The organism is Solimonas aquatica, assembly GCF_900111015.1.
Lineage (GTDB): Bacteria > Pseudomonadota > Gammaproteobacteria > Nevskiales > Nevskiaceae > Solimonas > Solimonas aquatica.
The window spans coordinates 91,658-113,929 of the sequence record NZ_FOFS01000002.1 but is presented as its reverse complement, the minus strand read 5'-3'; the positions used below and the strand labels follow the sequence as shown (position 1 = coordinate 113,929).

The following is a 22,272-nucleotide window of genomic DNA, read 5'->3' as shown; positions in this document are numbered from 1 at the left end:
AATCGTCCTTGTCTGAAGTTCGGTGTGGAGGCTAAAGGGCGCGCTCAGGCGCCCTCGCCATGCCACTGTGCAAAGTTCTTCTGGTCTTCCGAACCTTCGAAGTCGAAGTTGTCGCGGCCGAAGTTCATCTTGTAGAAGTCCAGCACCGCACGCAGCGGATCGAAGTCAGGCGCCGTGGGATCCACACCCGGGTTGAAGCAGTTGCCCTGGTAGATCTGATGCACCGGCAGCCAGGACTGCACGTACTTCTCCGGCTCGTGGTCGAAGATCTCTTTGCAGTGATCCGAGCAGAAGTGGTACTTCTCTTCCTTGTAGTCGGACTCGCGGTAGCAGATCTTGGTCGGGTCCGTGGGCTCGGTGAACAGCATCGGGATCTGGCAGGTGGTGCACAGCATCGGCAGCGTGGTGTTATAGAAACGCTTGCCCTGCTTGGCCTGCTCTTCCCAATGCTCGAAACGCGGGCGGTAGAGCTTGTCGAAGCTGGCCGGATACTTCTCCGACAGCCAGTCCTTGTCCTGCTCGGTCGGCGTCCAGGTGTGGAACAGCGCCGCCGCACCGTAGTTGTAGAAGGTGGCCCAGGCCTGGTGGCTCAGGTGATCCTTCTCGATGGTGGCCTGCTCCCAGCCCTTGGGCTTGCGGATGCCGTAGCGCGCCAGGTCATTGAACAGCGCGCCGCCGTTCTGCTCCCCGTAAATCTCCCAGGCTTCCTTCCAGCTCATCACCTTCTTGGGCAGCATGTAGTCCATCATCATGGACACCAGGGTCAGCACCTTGTAGCCGCGCCAGAACCACTTATCCATCCAGCGCTGCACGATGGGCACATTGGCCGGGTCCTGCTCGAGGATGAACTTGATGATTTCCAGGCCCAGGGTCATGTGCCGGGATTCGTCGGACTGCGCCGAGAAGCCGAAGGTCACCGTGCCCATGTCGCCGTTGTAGGCGGCACCGGACATGAAGGGCACGAACAGCAGGTTGGTCAGCACGTATTCGAAGGCGAAGCTGATCGCCACCACGTACTCGAAGGGGCCGGCCGACATCGCGTCGTCGAAGAAGGACTTCGGCACCGACAGATACCACACGCGGTCATGCCAGTGACGCCAGTTGTGCATGCCGTTGTAGTACTTGTTGTAGTTCGACACGGTGTGCATCTGTGTCTGCGCATGACGCAGCTCGTCCACCGACTGCATCTGGCAGGCGACGCGGGCGCTGGCGCCGTCGAACTGACGACCCACGTGCGCAAAGCCGCGATGCGCCATGTATTCCAGCGGGCTCACGCCCTGGATGAACAGCTTCAGGGTGTTGATGTAGCGCGCATCGGACACGCCCAGATGGCCGTTGTTCTGTGCGAACGCATCGATGATCGCGTAGAGCTTCTTTTCCTTCTCGCCCTGGTACTTCCAGTAGGCGTCCATGGTCAGACGGAACGGATCTTCCCACTTGTCCCAGTCGTGAATCTTGATGCCTTCGTAGCGCGTGTAGGGATACACCTTCTCCATCGGCTGATAGCTGGTCTCCCAGTCCAGGCCGCGGGTCAGGTGGTTGTAGCGCTCCTTGAGCCCCAGCTTCTTCTTGCTTGCTTCCATATCCATGATCGAACTCTCCTCCGCGTGCTTACTGTTTCCAGCTCAGCGTCAATTGATCGTCGTCTTCGTCCAGGTGACCGGTCAGCGTGATCAGGTTCAGCTGGATTTCCTGCAGATCGAAGTCGCGGCCCACGCGCGCCTCGATGGACTCACGACGGATCACCAGCTGACCTTCGCAGTCGATGCGCACCATGGCGGGCGAGGCATTGCTGACGGCGCCGGGGTTGTCTTCGAGAATCGCCTCGATCACCGGACGGCTGTCCTCGTTGGCTTGAAATGCAATGAATACGTTGGACATGTCTTCCTCTTAGACGGATAGGCCGAGCTTGGCGGCGCGGGTGTTGAATTGGCCCAGCACCTCATCGACGGCTTCCTGCGCGACATCGCCCAGCGCGATGCCGGCAATCGGCAGCAGCGCGGCGGCGACGCGGTCGCGATAGGCGCGCACCCAGCTGGAAATCAGCTCGCGGTTCTCTGCGGATTCGGCAGCGGCGGTCTTGATCTGCGCGTCGATCCACTTGGTGACTTCCGCGTTCCACTCGCTCATGAAAGCGGTGAGCATGGCGATGGCGCTGCCGCCATTCATGGCCAGATGATCATCGACGATGCGGTCATAGATCAGCGGATACAGCAGGCCATCGAGCACGAAGTTCTGCGCCACGAACAGCGAGAACCAGTCCTTCTCGACGAAGCTGTCTTCCACGTAGTGACGCAGCCCCTGCCACTCGGGCAGCTTGAGCCAGGCCTGCTTGGCGGCGTCCAGCGCATCCGGCCCCACCAGCAGCAGGCCCAGGCGCGTGATGTACTGCGCGATGCCCAGCTGATCCATCGCATGGAAGCTGCAGGGCGCCGTGATCGCCGTGCCGTAACCGTAGGCACAGATCGAGAAGTTGTTCATGTTCGCGCCCCAGGCCACGTGCCGCAGCGGCAGCAGCAGGTTCAGGGCGGTGCGCTTGAGCTCGGCGGGCAGCGCGGCGTCCAGACCGCGCGACTCGACGAAGTCGAAATTCGACTCCATCGCATCCTGCTGACGGGCGCGCGTCATGGTCCAGTTGCCGTAGTAGAACTGGCGCGGATCCTTGAAGGCATACCAGTCCTTCATCTTGATCGCGGTACGTGCCGGATCGAACAACTCGTAACCGGGATCCCAGGTGGGCCGGTAGTGGAAGTTGGCGTCGGGCTGCAGCCCCAGCGTGGCCTCCTGATAGCGCGAGGCCGCCTTATCACCGCCAATCCGCGTGGCGACGTTGGCAAATGTCTGCCGCAGCGGATTGATCTTGACCGTCTTCAGATCGATATGCATCTTGATTCTCGAAAGTGATTATTTGACTTGATGGGCAGTCCGGGCCGCATCGACACGCAAGCAGCCGTAAAAGAAAATTTCCTTGACCACCCTCCTCCTCTTCTGCGCTCCACCTTTTTATTGCCGTGACTGCGGGATCAAGGTCCCGAACTTTTTCATCACGGCTTGGTGCTATGGCTATTGCGATATTCATGCCAAACGTTTTGGCGAAATCGCAAAAATTTTTCCTTCCGAAACAATCGACTAAAAATGTGCATCGGATGTGCTGGCACATTGATCCAGATCAATCTTTTAGGCGCCCGGATAAATTCCTCATTAATTATTTACGAATGTCGGGCGTTTTCAGCCGCCGGTCGGGGCGGGGACGACAGCCTGCCGGCGTTTTTGCGCTCCGCTCAGTCATCCACAGGGTGAATCACGATTCACGGCAGGGAACTTTTATTTTTTGCAGCGCAGCAAAGCGCTTGCTGAAGCGGCGCCGCCGGATCAGGAGCGGCGACGGACCAGCGCCTGCAGACCGAGCTTGGCCGCGCGATACGCGATCTGCGCACGCGTCAGTTGCAGCTCACGCGCCGCGGCCGAGAGATTGCCGCGATGGCGTTCCAGCGCGAGGCGGATCGTCTCCACCTCGGCGCGCGCCTGATTCAGGACCGGATGCGGCGCCGTCTCGGCCGCGGCCTCGGGCATTGGCGTTTCGGACGCCGCGCATTCGGCCGGCAAAGGCCTTGCGGCCAGCGGCGCATAGCCCTGCACCTGCGCGGAGAGCATCGCCGGCCGATGCGCGGTGGCTGCGATCTCCGAGAGATGACACAGATCGATCGCCTGCCCGTCCTGCGCCAGAATCACCGCGCGCTCCAGGGCGTTCTCCAGTTCGCGCACATTGCCCGGCCAGGCATGCGCAATCAGCAGGTCCAGGGCCTGATCGGTCAGGCCGGTGATGCGGCGACGATGACGCTTGGCCAGGCGCTCCAAAAAATAGGCCGTCAGCGGTGCGATGTCTTCCTGACGCTCGCGCAGCGGCGGGATGTGAACCGGAAAGACATTGAGCCGGTAGAACAGATCCTCGCGGAAACGCTTCTGCGCCACGGCCTCGCGCAGGTCCTCGTTGCTGGCGGCGACGATGCGCACATCCACGATGCGTGGCCGCACCCCGCCCACCCGCTCGATCTCGCCTTCCTGCACCGCTCGCAGCAGCTTGCTCTGCGCAGCCAGGCTCATGCAGCCCAGCTCGTCGAGAAACAAGGTGCCGCCATGGGCACGCTCGAAGCGCCCGGGGCGGCTGGCGATGGCGCCGGTATAAGCGCCCTTCTCCACGCCGAACAGCTCGGCCTCGATCAGCTGGTCGGGAATGGCGGCGCAGTTGAGCGCAACGAACGGCTTGCGTGCGCGCCGGCTCTCGGCATGCAGGGCCCTGGCGAACATTTCCTTGCCGACACCACTCTCGCCGCCAATCAGCACCGGCGCGTCGGTGGGCGCGACGCGGCGGATGCTGTGACAGACCAGATTGAAGCCCGCCGAGGCGCCGACCAGCACGCGCGGCGCCGGCCCCTGCGTGGCGTCCGTGCCGGGCGCCGCGGGCGCAGCGCCGAAATCGACGATGGTCTTGTCGACGAAGGACTGCGCGCGCAGATACCAGAGGTCCTCGTCGGCGTCCTGCCATTCCTCCACCGGCTTGCCCAGGATGCGGCAGGCGACGCGGCCCTGCGCACGACACTCCAGCTCGCGATAGAGAATCGGCCGGCCCATGAAAGCGCTGGCGTAACCGCAGGCATAGCCGATCTGCATCCAGCACACCGCATCCGCACCCACGCCGTACACCGCGACATGCGCCTCGGCCTCGATCGAGTGATGCCAGAGGAATTCGGCTTCGTGGCGACCGCGCTCCATGTCCACTTCCACGCGCACCGCCTCCACCCGCGCCACGCCTTCCAGCGCATGCAGGCGCGGCCCCACGGAGTAGCGCTCGAAATAGCTGAGACCGCCGCGGATCTTCTTGGCCAGTTCGGCATCGCGGCTGCCCGCCTGATAGCCCATGCGCGTGAGCATGCCGCGCACCTTGGCCACGCCCAGGGCCTCGATCAGTTCGCGGCGCAGATTGCCGAAGGCGCCGCTGTGCAGCAGGAACATGCGCCGGGAATCGAGCCAGATGTGCCCGGCCTCGGGCTGCACGCGCAGACGCGAGAACAGATCCTCCTCGGCGCCGGGCGGCAGCGCCGCAGGGGCGTGACCGGATTTGCTATCACTCATGCGCGCCGTTTTCCATATGCCACTGACGGCGCATTGACCGCAGTCAATGTCGCATGCCCCATATTTCTCACACCGTTACGCCACACTGCGCCGTTTTTCCGGTTGGAGCGGCGACAGGCGGATGCGCAGCGGCGTCCTGCCGCCACGATGGCGGCGAAGCCAGCCCGCACATCCGTCAGCTTGTCCGCGGCCTTGCCGGCGGGACACGGTGCCAAATAAATAAATGCCGCCTGTGCGCAGGCGCAGAGTGAGGAGAACGTTCCATGGATGCAGCCGTCCTGCGCCAGAACTGTGAACGCGATGTGAAGCTCGACCCGCTGGCGGTCGACGCGCAGCGCTACCCCGATATCGCCGATCTGATGGCGCGCCTGCATTTCGCGCCGGGCGACGGCTGCATCTGGCTCGATGATCAGCGCATGCAGCTGGTACACGCCTCGGCGATGGGCGTGCTGCGCCGGGAGCTGATCGAAGGCCTGGGCATCGAGAAGGCCCGCATCCTGCTCACGCGCATGGGCTACAACTCCGGCGCGCACGATGCCGAGCTGGCGCGCAAGCTGCGGCCGCAGGCCTCGCTGCACGATATGTTCGCCGTCGGCCCGCAGCTGCACGCGCTGGAAGGCGTGGTGCAGGTGGAAGAGATCCGGACCGAGCTGGATGTCGAGCGCGGCCACTACTACGGCGAGTACATCTGGAAAGGTTCCGCCGAAGTCGAGGAACACATCCGCTTCTACGGCATCGGCTCCGAAGCGGTGTGCTGGATGCAGATCGGCTATGCCTCCGGCTACGCCAGCGCCTTCATGGGCCGGCCGATCCTGTTCCGCGAGGTGGAATGTCGCGGCGCCGGGCAGGCGCATTGCCGCATCATCGGCCGCCCGCTGGAGGAATGGGACGACGGCGACAATCTCAGCGCCCTGCGCGCCGAGCAGTTCGGCAAGCTCTCCGCCGCGCCGCTGCCACTGAAGGAAGGCAGCGGCGGCAGCGCGCGCCTGCAGGAACACGGCGGCATCGTCGGCATCTCCGCCGGGTTCAACGCCGTGTGCCATATGATCGACCGGGTGGCCGACACCCGCGCCACCGTGCTGTTCCTCGGCGAAAGCGGCGTGGGCAAGGAAGTGTTCGCCCGCAGCGTGCATCGCGTCAGCCCGCGCGCGGACAAGGCCTTCGTCGCGGTCAACTGCGCGGCGATTCCCGAACCGCTGGTCGAGTCCGAGCTGTTCGGCGTGGAGCGCGGCGGCTACACCGGCGCAACCTCGGCGCGCGCCGGACGCTTCGAGCGCGCCCACGGCGGCACCCTGTTTCTCGACGAGATCGGCATTCTCAGCCTCAGCTCGCAGGGCAAGCTGCTGCGCGCCCTGCAGGAAGGCGAGATCGAACGCGTCGGCGACACGCAGACCCGCAAGGTGGACGTGCGCGTGATTGCCGCCACCAATCTGGATCTGCGGGCCGAGGTGCGCGCCGGGCGTTTCCGCGAAGACCTGTTCTTCCGCCTCAATGTGTTTCCGATCAAGGTGCCGCCGCTGCGCGAGCGCCGCGAAGACATTCCGGTGCTGATGAACCACTTCCTGCGCAAGTTCTGTCACCTGCACAACCGCAACATCGCCGGCTTCACCGCGCGCGCCATCGACGCGCTGCTCAGCTACGAGCTGCCGGGCAATATCCGTGAGCTGGAAAACATGATCGAGCGCGGCGTGATTCTGGCGCCGGATCGTGGCGCCATCGAGGTTGCGCATCTGTTCACCGGCGGCGAGCACGAACATGCGGAGCGCCGCACCTTTGCGCTGTGTGGCGACGGCAGCGTGGCCAAGTCCGGCTGCCTGGACGGTGAGGACAAGGATCATCTTTCGTCCATCAAGGGCGCGATCGACAATTTGTTCCATGGCGCGGCGCAAACCTCGCTCGACGAGATCGAAGCCTCACTGGAGACGCTGGCGCTGGACCGCGCCCTGGCCCGCACCAAGGGCAATATCTCGGCGGCGGCGCGGCTGCTGGGCATCACCCGCTCGCGTCTGGTCTACCGCCTCAACAATCGCAAGGCCGAGCCCGGCGAAGCGCCGGCCTGAGCAGCAGGCTCCGGTGGCGGCGCGTCCTGGCGCCGCCACCGGACCGCTGCTGTGCGCGCCTGCGCTATGCCGTCAGCGGCAGCGAGCGGCGGAATTCCGCGCAGGCCTGCTTGGCGGCTTCACCACCGTCGATGAGATCCGGCAAGGCCGCGCAATAGCTGTCGATGGCGCGATCGGCCAGCGGCGCCCACTTGTCCAGCCAGCCGCGAATCACCTCGGCATTGCCCGGCTCCGCCGCCGCCATCTTCACCAGCGCCGAAGCCCAGCGCCGATGCCGCGCGGCATCGAGCAGCTGCGAATCGGTGAGCAGGCCCAGCAGGATGTCGCCGTTGTGGCGTGCGGCCTCGCCCAGCTTGCGCAGCACGGCCTCTTCGATGGCCGGCTTGGCCACCAGGTTCATCGCCACGAAGCACTCGCCCCAGTCGTAGGCGGCCAGCACCTTTTCCATCAGCTCGCGGAAACCCTGCCAGGCCGGCGCGGATTCCCAGTAGCGGCGCTCGTCGCGGACAAAGCCCTTGTCCTGGAAGGTGATGGACAGCTCCTTGGTGCGATAGGCGCAATGGCTCAGCCAGCGCAGCGCATCGGCGCTCTGAAACGCCGCGCACAGCGAGATGGTGCTGGCCGGCGCCACCTGCGCCAGATAGCCGCCAGCCATCTGCAGGGTGTGGAACAGGTAGCGGGCGGGCGTGTACAGACGCGCCAGCGTGCCGGCCCAGGCCGAGCTCAGCGACTGATCGTGCTCGCGCTGGTTGAACTGGTCGAACAGCCCCATGACATAGGTTTCCGCACCGTCCTGCATCATGTTGTAGGTGCGGTAGATCAGCTCGTCCGGATCGCGGAAGGCATTCCAGTTGCCGTGCTTGAGCGGGCTTTCATCGCGGTACTTCTTGTACCAGCGGTTGGCGAACAGATTGGGGTCCAGCTCGAAGGCCGGCGCGCCGGGGCGCGTGGTGTAGTGAAGATTGGCCGAGACGATTTCGTACTCGCTGGGCTTGCGCCGGCGCGCGGCGAGATGGCTCCAGGTCTTCAGCGGCTTCAGCACTTCGGTATTGCTCATGATGTTCTCTCCTCGGGCTTGTGCTCAGGCGCTGCTTCAGAAGCGCTTGGCGAAATAGAAGCGGACGTGATCGTCCAGGGTTTCGATGCGACCGGCGAACGAGGCCATGTCCACTTCCAGCTGGTTGAGCTTGAACGGCTTGCCCAGCATTTCTTCGATGGTGTCCTGCCGCAGGATCATCTCGTTCTCGGTCTGGATGCGAACGTAGGCCACCTTGTCTTCCATCTGGATCTTGCGGCCGGGATTGTCCAGCTCGGCCGCCTCATACACCGCGCGCGCCAGGGCGCCCTGGCGCATCACCGGCCCGACCATATTGTTGAGATGCGCTTTATCCATTCCACTCATGATTGCCACCTTTGATGGGCCGGCGCCGCGTGCGGCGCACGACCGGTAATGATTGCCGTCGGGATGAGGCCTGCCGTGCTAGCGGGCTTCGGATTCCCAGACGATCTCCACGCACTCCATCGGCTTCAAGCCGGAGTCCGCGAGCTTCTGCTTCCTGGGAAACGCCTGCTCGGCGCCCTGCCGGCGCACACGCATCGCGCAGCCCGGACGACGCGCGACGCGGCGTCCCACGCTGTGATGCGCCGCCGCCTGCGCCACCTCGTCCATCGTGTTCTCGGTATCCACCGCGACCAGTTGCAGGACGAAGTCGCCTTCAAAATTCGCGGTCAAGGGAAACATGGCCATGCTGCCTACTCCTCCAGATTCGGTTTGATGAAGACCGGGCAGGGAGCGCGGCGGCCCGCGCCGCGCTCCAGCACCGGTCTCTGCAATAAAGCTCAGCTCGCTTTCTTCAGGCGCTCGTCGCGGATGGTGTCGGCCCACTTGAAGTTGTGGGCGTCGTCGCCGCTTTCGCCGGGCGCCAGGCCCATGTACTGCAGCGCGCCAGCCAGATTCATCGGCTGGATCTCGCCGGAGAGGAAGCGGTCGACAATGGACTGATGTCCGGCATAGCGCTGCGGCTCGTCCTGGAAGATCTTCCGGCAGGGCTCGCTGCAGAAGTGATACAGACGGCCGTCGTGCTCATGCGGATAGTCGCGCACCTGCCAGCCCGCGCCGGGCGTGGTGTTGATCGGCAGCTGGCACATATTGCAGACCACCGGCAGCGTCTCCGGATAGGCCAGCTCCTTGCGACCCTCGACCAGGTTATCGGTGATCACATCCCAGCAGGCACCCCAGGTCTTGTTCCAGCCCGGATACTTTTCCTCCAGCCACTGGCGCTCGGCGGTGGACACGCCGGCAGCCGGATTCCACCACGCGGTCTGCCGCCAGTACCACACGCCCAGATGCATGCCGTGATGCTGGTCCTCGATCTCGCGCATGAAGATGTCCCAGTACCAGGGCTTGTCCAGGCCCAGGTCGAGCAGCGAGCGCTCGAACTGCGCGACGATCCACTCCTGCATGAACTCCTTGAACGACTGCTTGCGATGCTCCAGCGGCGTGTAGTAGTCCATGGTCGGGCCGGTGAGCACCGAGAACAGCTTCCAGGCGCGCCACACCGCACTGTCCACCATGCGCTGCGCCTCGGCCTTCTTGCCGTTGGCCACCAGCACGCCGATCAGCGGACCGCCGATCTGGGCATGACGCGACTCGTCGGTCTGGATGCTGGAGATCAGGCTGGAGAAGGTCCAGTCACCGGCTTCGGCGGCGTCGGCGGCCAGGCCCAGGAACTGCATGTTGGTGAAGCCGGTCTCGAAGGCGAAGGTCAGCATCAGGCCGACTTCCACCGCGCTGCGGCCCATCATCATGTCGTCGAACATCGAGCGCGCGGCAATCGCCGCCCACTCATTGGTGTCGAGCGCCTTGTGCGCCCAGTCGAACTGGCGATCCTTGGACACGTACTCGTGCGGGAAGAACAGCTGCATCTGGCTGTGACGGATTTCGTCGAGCATGCCCAGCGTCGCCATGTTGCGCTGGCCCGGGGCCTTGGCGAAGCGCACCATGCGCGCCTCGGCGCCGGAAGCGGCGTACTCGCCCCGCGCGATGGCGCCGTAATGCGCCTTGAGCACGCTGAGCCAGCCCGGATCGGCGTTCTCGTACAGCTTGCTGCGTTCCAGCGCGGCCTTCACCGAGTAGGCGCCGGCATCCTTCTCGCGCTGCACCTTCACGTATTCCGGGAAGGTCTGCTTGAAAGGCTCGTCGTAGATCTCCCATTTGTCCATGGGAATGTCCATGTGTCCGGACAGCTCGGCCGGAAACAGCTCGTCCTCCGGCACATACTGCGGCGTCCAGTTCGTGGTACGGGCGATGTCGTACCAGTCCATGCGTTCAAGAGTTGCCACGGTGTTCTGTCTCCTTCATTGATATAGCGCCTGCGGCGGACGTGCCGCCGCAGGCGGGTGTCGCGTGGTGCTAGTTCTTCGTTGCCAGATCGCGCCAGGCGGTAAAGTTCTTCTGGTCTTCCGAACCTTCGTAATCGAGGTTGTCGCGGCCGTTGTTGAGGTGGTAGTACTTGAGCACCTCCGGCAGCGGCTCGAAGCCGGGCTTGCTGGGATCGGCATCCGCCGGGAAGCAGTTGCCCTGATAGATCTGATGCACCGGCAGCCAGGCCTGCACGTACTTCTCCGGCTCGTGGTCGAAGATCGACTTACAGCCATCCGAGCAGGTGTGGTACTTCTCGCCCTTGTAGTCCGATTCGCGATAGCAGATCTGCGTGGGATCGGAGGGCTCGGTGAACAGCATCGGGATCTGGCAGACCTGGCAGAGCATGGGCAGGGTGTTGTTGTAGAAACGCTTGCCCTGCTTGTGCTGCTCGGCCCAGTACTCGAAGCGCGGCCGGTAGTACTTGTCGAAGGTGTTGGGATACTTCTGCGACAGCCAGTCCATCTCGTCCGGCTTGGGCATCCAGGTGTGGAAGTCCGCGGCCGCACCGTACTGATAGAACGTGGCCCAGGCCTGGTGCGAGATGTGCTCCTTGTCCACCGTGGCCTGGCCGATGCAGTCCGGCACCTTGATGCCGTAGCGCGCCAGGTCGTTGAACAGCGCGCCGCCGTTCTGCTCGAAGTAGATCTCCCAGGCTTCCTTCCAGCTCATCACGCGCTTGGGCAGCATGTAGTCCATCATCATGCCCACCAGGGTCAGCACGCGGGTGCCGCGCCAGGTCCATTTGTCGATCCAGCGCTGCACGATGGGCAGGTTGTCCGGATCCTGCTCCAGCATGAACTTGATGCACTCCAGGCCCAGGGTCATGTGCCGCGCCTCATCCGACTGCGCGGAGAAGCCGAAGGTCATCGCGCCCATGTCGCCGTTGTAGGCGGCACCGGAGATGAAGGGCACGAACAGCAGATTGGTCAGCACGTACTCGAAGCTGAAGCCGATCGCGATCATGAATTCGAACGGGCCGGCGGTGATGGCATCGTCGAAGAACGAGCGCGGCACCGACAGATACCAGACCCGTTCGATCATGTGGGTGAAGGCGTGGAAGCCGTTGTAGTACTTGTTGTAGTTGGACATCGAATGGACCTGCGTCTGGACGTGACGGATTTCGTCCAGCGACTGCATCAGGCAGGCCACGCGCGGTCCCACGCCGCGCAGCTGGCGCCCGACGTGCGCGAAGCCGCGATGCGCCATGTACTCCAGCGGCGAGATGCCGGTGATGAACAGCTTCAGGGTGTTGATGTAGCGCGCATCGGTGAGCGTCAGATGGCCATTGTTCTGCGCAAAGGCATCGATGATGGCGTACAGCTTGCGTTCCTTCTCCGCCTGATACTTCCAGTAGGCGTCCATGGTCATGCGGAACGGGTCTTCCCATTTGCTCCAGTCGTGGATCTTGATGCCCTCGAACTTGTCGTAGGGGAAGACCTTGTCCATCGGCTGGTAGCTGGTGTCCCAGCCCAGGCCACGCGTCATCAGCGCGTAGCGCTCCTTCAGCCCCAGTTTCTTGGCAGCTTTCAAATCATCCATCTTCAATGCTCCTCAGCGTGTCCAGCTCACTTTGAATTCATCGTCGCTTTCGTCGACGTGACCGGATAGGGTGATCAGGTGAATCTGCATCTCCTGCAGGTCGTAGCGGCGACCGATCAGGTCCTCGACCGTGGCTCGCTTGATGGTGATCGCCTCCGGCGATTCGATGCGCACCATGGCCGGCTGCTCGTTGACGATGGCGGCCGGGTTGTCCTGCAAGATGGCGTCGATGACGCCGCGCGCGTCCTCGGTTTTCTGAAACGCGATGAATACGGTGGACATGGCGGGCTCCTTCAGATGGTGACGCCGAGACGCGCGGCGCGTGCCTTGAACTGCGTCAGCACCTCGCTCAAGGCGGCTTCGGAACCGGCGCCCAGACCCAGCTTCGCCACCGGCGCCAGCGCCGCGCGCGAGCGTTCCAGCCACTGCCGCGTCCAGTCGCTGACCAGCGCCTGGTTGTCCGACGATTCCGCGACTGCGGTCTTGACCGAGGCGTCCACCCACTTGCTGGTTTCCGCGTACCAGTCGACCTGGAAGCGCGTCAGCATCGACAACACCAGACCGGCTTCGGCCGCCAGCGAATCGGCGACGCGCTGATAGATGAGCGGGAACAGCAGACCATCGAGCACAAAGTTCTGCGCCATGAACAGCTCGAACCAGTCCTGCGTCACCAGCATGTCTTCCACGGCGTGGCGCAGCGGCTGCCAGTCGGCCGATTCCATCCAGGCCTGCTTGGCGGTGTCCAGCACCTCCGGCTGATCGAGCAGCAGGCCGATGCGCGTCAGATACTGCGCGATGCCCAGCTGGTCCATGGCCTGATAAAGGCAGGGCTGGGTGATGGCGGTGCCGTAGCCGTAGGCGGCGCAGAAGCTGTTGTTCATGTTGCTGCCCCAGGCCACATGGCGCAGCGGCAGCAGCACATCGATGGCGCGGCGCTTGGCGGCGGCCGGGTAGCTGCGGCCCAGATCGCGTTCTTCGGCAAACTCGAATTCGGCGGCGGCCGCTTCCTGCATCCTGGCGCGGTTGATGGTGTAGCTGCCGTAATAGAACTGGCGCGGATCCTTGAACGCGTACCAGTCCTTCATCTTCAGGTCGGTGCGGCGCTTGTCGAAGATCTCGTATTCCGGCGCCCACAGCGGACGGTAGTGGAAATTGTTTTCCGCCTGCAGACCGATGGTGCCTTCCTGATAACGCGTTGCCGGTTTGTCACCACCGATTTTCGCCGCGACATGATCAAAGGTTTGTCGCAGTGGCTTGATGGTTACCGTGCGCAGATCAATTTGCATGTTTTGACTCTTCCTCCAAAGTGTTTTCGCAGTTACCGAACTCAATCGCCCAAGCGCTTCTGCAAGGCATCGCGCAGGCGCCACTCCCAATCGTTGCGCGGCGCATCCACCGCAGGGGCCGACAGCAGCTTCGCCTTGTTGGCGACGCAAAAATCGGCAAAGGCCTCTTGCGGCAGAATCATCTCGACGAACAGCTCGGGCTCCCCGACGGCGAATTCCAGTTCCACGAAGCCGTCTTCACGGACCTGCATCACCCGCACATAGGTGACGGCGGGATCGAACGAGGACTTGCGGAGCGAACTTTCCATGCGGGATTTCCCAGCGCGTTTACGATTCGCCGCGGCTTATTGCAGCCACCGTGCCGGATTGCCCCCGGCGCGCCGCGTGAGCGCCTTAAGTGACTCAGCGCGTTGAGCTTATTGCGCGAGTGCGCTGCGCAGCGGCGGGCTTTTGTGCAGCGCACAGACGCGGCGCGTTCGCGAAAATTGCGCAACGGCGCGCGCAGCAGCGCAGCCGATTCAACAAATTTATGCAGGCGCCATTGCGGTCCCTGGCAGCGGGCTGTGTCCGACAGCTCTCGCAGCCATGCCGGGGCCCGGCTTGTGTGCTTTCAATAATTTTCTGCACGCGACAGCGGCGCAGGCCGGCGCATTGTCTTTTTTTATGCAGCCGGCAAACCGTGCAGGTGTTCTGGCGGGCGGCGCGATGAACGCATAAGCCGCGCAGGATTAAACAGTTACGCCGCGGCGCAGGTGTGGCGCGCAAAACCGGCACGGGCGATGCAATGCACTCACCCCGCAAGGCAGCGGCCTTGCCACAGGTTTAACGATGCGAGGAGATCGCCAAAAATGAAAACCGAACCCACCGGGCGCGTTGCGCCGCGGCAGCAGATTCCCAGCCAAGCGGCGGTGCAGTCATGAGCGTGCGCGCCCTGAAGACTTATGAAGTCGCGCCGCTGGACAGCGTCGATCGTTTCCACGGCAGCCAGCTGCTCTATGTCGGCTGGGACGACCATCTGATGTTCTGCGCGCCGTTTGCGCTGTGTCTGTCGCCCACCACGCTGTTCCGCGACATTCAGACGCAGATCCTGCCGGAGCTGTATGGCGCGCATCCGGATTTCAAGAACATCGACTGGAACAAGGTGCAGTGGCTCAAGTCCGGCCAGCCCTGGACGCCCGAGCCGGATCGCACCGTGGCCGGCAACGGCCTGAAGCACAAGGATGTGATCCGCCTGCGCACGCCCGGCCTCACCGGCATTCAGAACAGCCGCAGCTGAGCGGCTTGCGCTCATGCGTCACTACCGGATCAGCGTCGAGGGCCTTGACGAGCCTTATCGCTGCGCGGAGGGACAGACCCTGCTCGGCTGTCTGGAACTCAGGCCGCGCAGACCCATCACCGTAGGTTGCCGCGGTGGCGGCTGCGGCGTGTGCAAGGTGGAGATCGTCTCCGGCCAGTACACGAGCCGGCGCATGAGCCGGGATCACATCAGCAGCGAAGAGCAGGCCAGCGGCGTGGTGCTGGCCTGCCGGGTGCAGCCACGCAGCGACATGGTGCTGCGCGTGATCGGCCTGCTGCGCAAACGCTTTTCCCCATGCGGGACCACACAGGTGGCGGGACTGCCCGGTGACGCCACTGACAGGATGCAAGCCGCACCGGGCGAGATCGTGAATGGATGACAGGAGGAGTTTGAAGTCATGGCAATGAATGGTGTGCTGCGCCCCGGACATGCGGCGCTGCGCGTGCTCGACCTCAAAGAGAGCATGCATTTTTATGGCAATGTGCTGGGCCTGCAGGAAACCGGCCGCGACAAGCAGGGCCGCGTCTACTACAAGGCCTGGGATGAGCGCGATCACAACAGCCTGGTGATCCGCCAGGCCGATCGCGCCGGCATCGATTTCTTCGCGTTCAAGGTGGACAGCCCCAAGACCCTGGAGAAGCTGGACTCGGATCTGCGCGCTTATGGCGTGCCCACCGAGCGCATTCCCGAAGGCGAGATGCTGGAGACCGGACCGCGCGTGCGCTTCCAGATTCCCAGCGGCCATCTCATCGAGCTCTACGCGCAGAAGACCGACGTGGGCAATGGCATGCCCTACGTGAATCCGGAGGCCTGGACGCCGGCCGCCGAGAAAGGCATCGCGCCGACGCGCATGGACCATTGCCTGCTCTACGGTCCTGACATCGAGAAGGTGCAGAAGCTGTTCGAAGAGGTGCTGGGCTTCTATCTGGTGGAGCACATCGTGCTGGAAGACGGCCGCACCGATCTGGCGATCTGGCTGTCGAGCTCCATCAAGGCACACGACATCGCCTTCGTCCGTCATCCGGAGCCCGGCAAGCTGCACCATGTCTCCTTCCTGCTCGACAGCTGGGAGAAGGTGCTGCGCGCCGCCGATCTGATGTCGATGAACCGCGTGTCGATCGACATCGGGCCCACGCGCCACGGCGTGACGCGCGGCACCACGATCTACGCCTTCGATCCCTCAGGCAATCGCTTCGAGACCTTCTGCGGCGGCTATCAGACCTATCCGGACTGCCAGCCGATCAAGTGGACCATGGACGAGGTGGGCGCCGGCGTGTTCTATCACGAGCGCAAGCTCAACGAGCGCTTCCTGGCGGTGGTGACCTGAGCCAGAAAAAAGCCCGAAGCGTTTCGCCGATGGCGAAGCGCTTCGGGCTGTGCCGGCCGCAGGCGCGGACTTATTTTCCGCCCAGGCGCATCAGCGCCACCTGCGTCAGATACTTGTCGTACATGGCGGGATCATTGGCGGCGGTGTAGTGCGCGTTCTCCACCTGGCGCACCTGCTCCAGACGGCTGACGCTGCCGGTCTGGATATCCGAGGCGGTGACGTGCGCCCAGCTCCAGTACGGATGCTTGCCGTCCATGAATTTCTGGCTGCCGCTTTCGTACAGGCAATAGGCTCCGTCGAAGGAGCGATAGGGCTTGCCGGCGCGGTCGTAGGTGACCATGCCCACCACCGCCTGGTTGCGCGCATCGAACCACACGCGCTTCTTCGACACCGGCGCACGCGGAAACTTCACCGGCTCGGCTTCGACGATGATGGTCTCCGGCACCAGTTCCACGTTGGCATCCCAGAAGGTCTTGCCCTTGGGGCCGCCATGCGTGTTGTGTTCCCAGTTCGGATGCGCGGCGTTCCAGCTTTCGGACAGACCGGCGAGGAAAGGGCCGCGTCCGACGATCTTGTAATTGCCCCAGGTGTTGAGCGGATCGCCCGCCGCCCAGGCGTCGGAGAGAAACAGCGTGAGGCCGGGCAGCAGGGGCTCGAAGCGCTGCTCCGAAGGAAACTGCCGCACGCGCCGAAACTCCGGCACATAACCGTAGAGCAGCGGGAAGGTGCTGGAGTCGTAATCCCAGATGTTGAGAAACGAGGTGCCGCGATACGTCTGCGGGGTGAGAAAGAACACCGACTGGTAGCGCAGCTTGTCCTCATGGCCCGGCCAGTAGGGCTTCGGCTCCATCGCCACGCGCGCCACCGGCGACATCTCCGCCCAGCCGCCGCTGTAATTGAACTTCACATCGCCGCTGGCCACTTCCGTGGTGTACATCTTCACGGCGTAGAAGGAAGCGTCGTGACGGCCCCAGTTCATGGTCTGCGCCGCGAACAGCTCGATGCCGTTCTTCGGATCGGGGAACGGATTGCCGCCGATCCAGGGCCTGCCGTCGGCCTTGTTCACCACATTGCCGCGCGCATCGAGCTGCGCCTTGCCGGCATTGCGCAGCGTGGCTTCCACGTATTCCCAGGGCGAGAGGCGCATGACGTCGGTGGTGGTCTTCACCATCCTCAGCTTGCGGCCCATGGTCCGGATCTGCTCGTAGCGCACCGGCTCCAGCAGGTCTTTCACCAGCTCGACGTTCGAGGCGTCGATGTAGTCGCCGGTCTTGATCTTGCCCTTGGTATAGCCCTCGATGGAGAGCAGCTCGTCCGGATAGGCCTTGGTGATGTCGCCGCTGGCGGCGATGGCCTCCGCGAGCGGCATCAGCACACCGCAGCTGAGCACGCCACGCGCCGCATCGCCCAGAAACTTGCGACGGGAATAGCCACGGTCAAATTGAATCGCTTTCATATTCCTCCAAATCTCGCGGCACACGACAAAAAAGATCAGCGGCAAGCAGCAGGACTTGCCGCTGATTCAACAAACCTAGCTGAGAGGAGGGTGCTAGGTTTTCCAAACGAAAGATCTCGAACCGCTCCGCCGCCCCTGCCGTACAGTGTTGTTGGGGGGATATCGGCCCTCTGCCAGCGAAGCACGGCCTTGATTGAGGTCTTTCTCGCCTCCTTGGAATTTCTTCTTCGAATGGAGGATTTGCCGCTCAAGTTCGCCGCCGTATCGGCGGCACGCAGGACTGCCCGCCCCTTGCGCACCGAGTTCCGCACAGGATCGCCGGCGGCCCGCGCATGGCTGGGCCTAACAATCTTCTCCTCTCCAGGTCTTCAACTTTCTGCGGCCGGCGCGGCCTTGGCTGCTCGCTGCCGGAAGCTCAGCGCAAGGCGATGCCGCCAGTAGGCCCGTCGTCGTCGGGAGCAGCGAGCTTGCGATCTGCCGCCGTTATTCCCGCCGCCGCCGAACCCGCCCCCAACGCCCGCGAATTGGTTTCCGCGCTCAATGTTCAAAAGCTGTGCCAGGGGCGGCGCAGGTCTTTAGGGCCGCCAAGTCCGCCCCAGAAACGCGCTCATGTCCATGATTTTCATTGATTTATCAATGAAGCAAAGACGCTGGAAGAAGCCGCGGCGGCGCTCGAGGCTTCTCAATATTTGATCCGCCCCTCCGGCTTTTCATGATCAAACATCACGGCTGAAAGCCGGCCCGGGCCGCTCCGCCTCGGCGCCGGGCCGGCCTGGGGTCCGGCCGCTGCCGGCGGCCAGCGGAATCAATATCCGGTACAAGTGTTTACCAAGATATCCGCGATATTCGTGGAACTGGCACTTGAAAAACAACCATCGAAAGTTCATTGTGTGAACACTTGTTCACTATCAGATCGAACCATGAGCAAACCCGCAGCGCATTTGCATGCCACGGATGTGCACGGCGCAGCCCGACTGATCGTGGAAGGCGTGCGACAGACCACCAGCCTGGTGGAAGCGATGCATCTCAACATCTCCAGCTGTGTCTGGCCCCTGGGACCCGGGCGGGAGGGCCACACCCGCGGCATCACCGGCCTGGTCTATCGCAGCATCCGTGACATCACGGGGCTGGTCGGCACCGGCCTGGACGGCCTGCTCGCGCCGCTGGCCCAGTTCATCCCGGCGGCTGACTCATCGCCGCAACGCGAGGCCATCGTCGCCGCCCTCAACGGCGTGCTGGGCGATCATCTGGAAGCCAGCGGCAATCCCCTGGCCATTCCGATGCGCCTGCGGCAGATGGGCCTGCCGCTGCTCCTGGAACGCGAGGCCCTGCGCCAGCGGATCGTCGCGCCGAAAGCCAGGCTGCTGGTGATGGTGCATGGCCTGTGCATGAACGATCTGCAGTGGCGGCGCAACAGCCATGATCACGGCGCGGCGCTGGCCGAAGCCTGCGATTGCTCGGTGCTGCAGCTGCACTACAACAGCGGCCGGCACATCTCCGAAAATGGTCGCGAGTTTGCGCAGCTGCTCGAACAACTGCTGCAAGCCTGGCCCGTGCCGGTCACGGAACTGAGCGTGATCGGCCACAGCATGGGCGGCCTGGTCACGCGCAGCGCCTGTCACTATGCACAGCAGGAAGGCCAGGCCTGGCCGGACAAGCTGAAACAGATATTTTTCCTGGGCACGCCGCATCACGGCGCACCGCTGGAGCGGCTGGGCAACCGCCTGCAGAACTTCATCGCGCAGCTCAGTCCTTACGTGGCCCCCTTCGCGCGCCTGGGCAAGATCAGAAGTGCCGGCATCACCGACCTGCGTTACGGCAGCCTGCTCGATGAACACTGGCAGCAGACTTCGCGCTTCGAGCACGGCAGCCCGCATGCCGACGCGCCCGGCCTGCCGCCCGTGCCTTGCTATGTCTTCGCCGCCACGCTGGGCCAAGAACTGGGCGACGCCAAGGATCGGCTGCTGGCCGACGGCCTAGTGCCCGTGGACAGCGCGCTCGGCGTCAGTGCCCAGCCCGCACGCGACCTGGGCATACCGGAAGCACGGCGCTGGCTGGGCTTTGGCCTGGACCACTGGGACCTGCTCAGCGATCCGGATGTGTACGCGCAGCTGCGCCAATGGTTTCAAGAGGACGAGGCAATTCCAGCCGCTTGAGTCCGCAGCACGGACAGGGAGCTGCGGCTGGCGCTTCGCGAATACCTCGATTTCTACAACACCCGACGGCTACACTCATCGCTCGGGTACCAAACACCAGCGGAGTTCGAAGCGCTGTGCAGTTAACCATAGGGTGTCCACTTTTTCGTAGGAAGTCCCCCGAGGATGATCCGGAGTTCGACACCAAGAAGGCGAAGAAGAAACTGCGGCGCTACGTCGAAAGCCATGATCACGCGATCCGGATGAAGGCCGAGATCATGATCGATCACTTTCATGATCAGGTCTTGGCGCCGGGCAAAATCGGTGGACAGGCGCGCGCGATGGTAGTCACCAGCGGTATCGAGCGCGCCATCCAGTATTTCCAGGCTTTCAAGACTTACTTGGCCGAACGAAAAAGCCCGTATCAGGCCATCGTTGCGTTCTCCGGCGAGCACGAGTTCGGCGGATCGAAAGTCACGGAGGCCTCGCTCAACGGTTTCCCGAGCAACGAAATTGCGGACAAGATCCAGAATGATCCGTACCGCTTCCTGATCTGCGCCGACAAATTCCAAACCGGGTACGACGAGCCGCTATTGCACACGATGTACGTGGACAAGGCACTTTCAGGAGTGAAAGCGGTGCAGACGCTATCTCGCCTGAATCGCGCGCATCCGCAGAAGCACGACTGCTTTGTGCTGGACTTCCAGAACAACAGTGAAGGTATCACCCAGGCATTCCAGGACTACTACCGCGCCACGCTACTCGCCGATGAGACCGACCCGAACAAGCTCCACGATCTGAAGACAGCGCTGGACGACGCCCAGGTCTACTCGCCTGACCAAGTGCAGAACTTCGTGGCGCTGTTTCTGAGCGGCGCAGATCGCGACCAACTTGATCCCATCCTCGATGCCTGCCGGGACGTGTACGTCACCAAGCTGGACGAAGATCAGCAGGTGGATTTCAAGAGCAAGGCGAAAGTGTTCTGTCGCACCTATAGCTTCCTGTCATCGGTCATCCCGTACAACAACGCGAGTTGGGAACGGCTGTCGATCCTGCTGAATCTGCTTATCCCGAAGCTGCCAGCGCCGAAGGAGGAAGACCTGGCCAATGGCATCCTCGAAGCTATCGACATGGACAGCTATCGAGTTGAAAGGAAGGCTGTGCAGAAAATCGGGCTTGCCGATGTTGAGACGGAGATCGAGCCAGTCCCGACGGAGGCTGGTGGCCGCAAGCCAGAGCCTGAACTGGATCGCCTGAGCAACATTCTGAAAACCTTTAACGAGCAGTTTGGGACGCTGTTCACCGATACTGACCGGGTTGCCAAGCGGATACGGGAGGACATCGCTCCCAAGGTTGCGGCAGATCCGGCCTACAAGAACGCCCGCGAGAACACGCCCCACACCGCCCGGATGGCGCACGACCTCGCGCTCGGCAAGGTCATGCAGATCCTGCTGAAGGATGACACCCAGGTCTACAAGCAGTTCGTCGAGAACGAATCATTCAAGCGGTTTGTCGGCGACATGGTTTACGCGATGATTAATCCGTAGGAGCGCCATATCAGTTCCCAAAGTGGTGCGTACCGCCAGTCCCGGAAACATTGCATGATCAGGCGACTGGTTCCTGATTAGCCATCGCTCAGAGCGCCATGACGCTCTGCAGCTTCATCGGGGCAACAGTGTTTGACGCCGATCGCAGCAAACTCAGATCAGCAGAAATGCCCTGGCTAGAGATGGGGTCGATTTAAATCGACGGCGCGAGCGATGGGCATTGCCTGGGCATTCATTGGGCATTTGGCACAGGAATGAGCAGATGGCCCAAAGTAGAGAAAAGGTCCATAAGCCCTATGGCTCCAACCCTAATCGGCACGCTGACTACCGGCGAACCCACGGCCGGAATCGTTCTAACTCTTTGATTTTGGTGCGCCCGGAGGGATTCGAACCCCCGACCCTCGGCTTCGGAAGCCAAACATCAGGCATTTCTTTGATATTTTTCAAGAGACGTCAATCATCTTCTTGTCATTTTTTTCGTAAGTCATTATTTTTATTTATAGTTGTTCTACATTACGTATCATCTCATATTTGGGCTGCATCGCTTCAAGATGAGGTAGTTCGCATGTACTCACATCACGTCCTGACCCCTTCCGTGTCGGGCCAATAGGCCTTGGACTGGGAAGCTCTCGACTGGCTCAGTGCTCGCCGGATACTGTTTTTCCGCGAGCAAAATGGCATCCAAATTCCCTCCGGAATAGAGGTGGCGAACCTGGTTCGCGACTCGATGACGCGGTACCCCTGGCTATTTCGGGGCGTCGAATCAGATGCAGAGCGGCTCGGATATCTTTGCAAGGCTCACAGCTACAACCGCCTGCCACAAAACACTTCCGCCCGGTCGTTTGCCATGGCTGGCCACATCCTCGAAGCGGGGCTCAGCAATCAGCACATCGCCGCCGACCGCCTCGATCTCAGCCTGAGCACGGTAAAGGGTCATCTGTAGCGGCTATACGACAAGCTCGGCGCCTCCAGCCGCTCGGCGGTCCTGGCCCGCGACAGGGTGCTCAAGCTGATGAAGCCGGAACATCGCTGCGGCCGTGATTGCCGGCAGCACCAACGGCCGCGCCG

General features: G+C 62.8%; 19 protein-coding genes and 2 pseudogenes. 8 read left to right on the top strand and 13 right to left on the bottom strand.

Going from position 1 to position 22,272, the window contains the following annotated elements; genetic code table 11:
* Positions 1 to 44: 44 nt before the first annotated feature.
* From BMY12_RS03160 to BMY12_RS03145, 4 genes are all read right to left on the bottom strand, one after another.
* A complete protein-coding gene (locus BMY12_RS03160; RefSeq protein ID WP_093281944.1) occupies positions 45 to 1,589 on the bottom strand; it encodes an aromatic/alkene/methane monooxygenase hydroxylase/oxygenase subunit alpha in 1,545 nt (514 codons plus the stop codon).
* A gap of 22 nt (positions 1,590 to 1,611) precedes the next feature.
* Positions 1,612 to 1,881, bottom strand: coding sequence for an MmoB/DmpM family protein (locus tag BMY12_RS03155; RefSeq protein WP_093281942.1), 270 nt, complete (start codon positions 1,879 to 1,881; stop codon positions 1,612 to 1,614).
* 9 nt (positions 1,882 to 1,890) lie between these two features.
* Positions 1,891 to 2,886 carry an aromatic/alkene monooxygenase hydroxylase subunit beta gene (locus tag BMY12_RS03150; protein WP_093281939.1) on the bottom strand — a complete coding sequence of 332 codons (996 nt, stop codon included), beginning with the start codon at positions 2,884 to 2,886 and terminating at the stop codon, positions 1,891 to 1,893.
* Between the two features lie 486 nt (positions 2,887 to 3,372).
* A complete protein-coding gene (locus tag BMY12_RS03145; protein WP_093281936.1) occupies positions 3,373 to 5,133 on the bottom strand; it encodes a sigma-54-dependent Fis family transcriptional regulator in 1,761 nt (586 codons plus the stop codon).
* 263 nt (positions 5,134 to 5,396) lie between these two features.
* Here BMY12_RS03145 and BMY12_RS03140 point away from each other — a divergent pair, with 263 nt between their 5' ends.
* Positions 5,397 to 7,193: a sigma-54-dependent Fis family transcriptional regulator gene (locus BMY12_RS03140; RefSeq protein WP_093281934.1), complete on the top strand. Its 1,797-nt coding sequence runs from the start codon at positions 5,397 to 5,399 to the stop codon at positions 7,191 to 7,193.
* A gap of 64 nt (positions 7,194 to 7,257) precedes the next feature.
* Here BMY12_RS03140 and BMY12_RS03135 read toward each other — a convergent pair whose 3' ends face one another.
* From BMY12_RS03135 to BMY12_RS03100, 8 genes are all read right to left on the bottom strand, one after another.
* Positions 7,258 to 8,250 carry an aromatic/alkene monooxygenase hydroxylase subunit beta gene (locus tag BMY12_RS03135; RefSeq protein ID WP_093281932.1) on the bottom strand — a complete coding sequence of 331 codons (993 nt, stop codon included), beginning with the start codon at positions 8,248 to 8,250 and terminating at the stop codon, positions 7,258 to 7,260.
* Positions 8,251 to 8,286: 36 nt separating this feature from the next.
* Positions 8,287 to 8,595: an MmoB/DmpM family protein gene (locus BMY12_RS03130; RefSeq protein WP_093281929.1), complete on the bottom strand. Its 309-nt coding sequence runs from the start codon at positions 8,593 to 8,595 to the stop codon at positions 8,287 to 8,289.
* A gap of 78 nt (positions 8,596 to 8,673) precedes the next feature.
* Positions 8,674 to 8,940 (bottom strand): toluene-4-monooxygenase system B family protein, encoded by a 267-nt coding sequence (locus tag BMY12_RS03125; protein ID WP_093281927.1) that lies wholly within the window; start codon positions 8,938 to 8,940, stop codon positions 8,674 to 8,676.
* 92 nt (positions 8,941 to 9,032) lie between these two features.
* The gene (locus BMY12_RS03120; RefSeq protein ID WP_093281924.1) at positions 9,033 to 10,535 is read right to left on the bottom strand and encodes an aromatic/alkene/methane monooxygenase hydroxylase/oxygenase subunit alpha; all 1,503 of its coding nucleotides are present in this window, start codon (positions 10,533 to 10,535) and stop codon (positions 9,033 to 9,035) included.
* Between the two features lie 70 nt (positions 10,536 to 10,605).
* Positions 10,606 to 12,156 carry an aromatic/alkene/methane monooxygenase hydroxylase/oxygenase subunit alpha gene (locus BMY12_RS03115; RefSeq protein ID WP_093281922.1) on the bottom strand — a complete coding sequence of 517 codons (1,551 nt, stop codon included), beginning with the start codon at positions 12,154 to 12,156 and terminating at the stop codon, positions 10,606 to 10,608.
* Positions 12,157 to 12,168: 12 nt separating this feature from the next.
* Positions 12,169 to 12,438 carry an MmoB/DmpM family protein gene (locus BMY12_RS03110; RefSeq protein WP_093281919.1) on the bottom strand — a complete coding sequence of 90 codons (270 nt, stop codon included), beginning with the start codon at positions 12,436 to 12,438 and terminating at the stop codon, positions 12,169 to 12,171.
* An 11-nt stretch (positions 12,439 to 12,449) separates the two neighbouring features.
* The gene (locus BMY12_RS03105; protein WP_093281916.1) at positions 12,450 to 13,442 is read right to left on the bottom strand and encodes an aromatic/alkene monooxygenase hydroxylase subunit beta; all 993 of its coding nucleotides are present in this window, start codon (positions 13,440 to 13,442) and stop codon (positions 12,450 to 12,452) included.
* 41 nt (positions 13,443 to 13,483) lie between these two features.
* Complete coding sequence (locus BMY12_RS03100; RefSeq protein WP_093281914.1) at positions 13,484 to 13,750, bottom strand: phenol hydroxylase subunit; 267 nt, start codon at positions 13,748 to 13,750, stop codon at positions 13,484 to 13,486.
* Between the two features lie 608 nt (positions 13,751 to 14,358).
* On the opposite strand from BMY12_RS03100, the gene BMY12_RS03095 reads away from it, so the two are divergent.
* The 3 genes from BMY12_RS03095 to BMY12_RS03085 are packed head-to-tail and all read left to right on the top strand — an operon-like array spanning position 14,359 to position 16,066.
* Positions 14,359 to 14,718 carry a phenol hydroxylase subunit P4 gene (locus BMY12_RS03095; protein WP_093281911.1) on the top strand — a complete coding sequence of 120 codons (360 nt, stop codon included), beginning with the start codon at positions 14,359 to 14,361 and terminating at the stop codon, positions 14,716 to 14,718.
* Positions 14,719 to 14,731: 13 nt separating this feature from the next.
* Positions 14,732 to 15,118 (top strand): 2Fe-2S iron-sulfur cluster-binding protein, encoded by a 387-nt coding sequence (locus BMY12_RS03090; RefSeq protein WP_093281908.1) that lies wholly within the window; start codon positions 14,732 to 14,734, stop codon positions 15,116 to 15,118.
* Positions 15,119 to 15,136: 18 nt separating this feature from the next.
* Entirely contained in the window at positions 15,137 to 16,066 is a 930-nt protein-coding gene (locus tag BMY12_RS03085; protein ID WP_093281906.1) for a catechol 2,3-dioxygenase, read from the top strand.
* Positions 16,067 to 16,136: 70 nt separating this feature from the next.
* Here BMY12_RS03085 and BMY12_RS03080 read toward each other — a convergent pair whose 3' ends face one another.
* Positions 16,137 to 17,522 (bottom strand): DUF1329 domain-containing protein, encoded by a 1,386-nt coding sequence (locus BMY12_RS03080; RefSeq protein WP_093281903.1) that lies wholly within the window; start codon positions 17,520 to 17,522, stop codon positions 16,137 to 16,139.
* Between the two features lie 920 nt (positions 17,523 to 18,442).
* Here BMY12_RS03080 and BMY12_RS03075 point away from each other — a divergent pair.
* The 4 genes and pseudogenes from BMY12_RS03075 to BMY12_RS03060 all read left to right on the top strand — a co-directional run bounded on the left by BMY12_RS03075 (position 18,443) and on the right by BMY12_RS03060 (position 22,147).
* Positions 18,443 to 19,678: an esterase/lipase family protein gene (locus BMY12_RS03075; protein ID WP_093281902.1), complete on the top strand. Its 1,236-nt coding sequence runs from the start codon at positions 18,443 to 18,445 to the stop codon at positions 19,676 to 19,678.
* A gap of 24 nt (positions 19,679 to 19,702) precedes the next feature.
* Positions 19,703 to 19,804, top strand: a pseudogene (locus tag BMY12_RS03070) (integrase core domain-containing protein); the annotation flags it as partial.
* Positions 19,805 to 19,830: 26 nt separating this feature from the next.
* A pseudogene (locus BMY12_RS03065) lies at positions 19,831 to 21,204 on the top strand (type I restriction enzyme subunit R domain-containing protein); the annotation flags it as partial.
* 613 nt (positions 21,205 to 21,817) lie between these two features.
* Positions 21,818 to 22,147: a MalT transcriptional regulator family protein gene (locus tag BMY12_RS03060; protein ID WP_093281899.1), complete on the top strand. Its 330-nt coding sequence runs from the start codon at positions 21,818 to 21,820 to the stop codon at positions 22,145 to 22,147.
* The last annotated feature ends 125 nt before the right edge of the window (positions 22,148 to 22,272 follow it).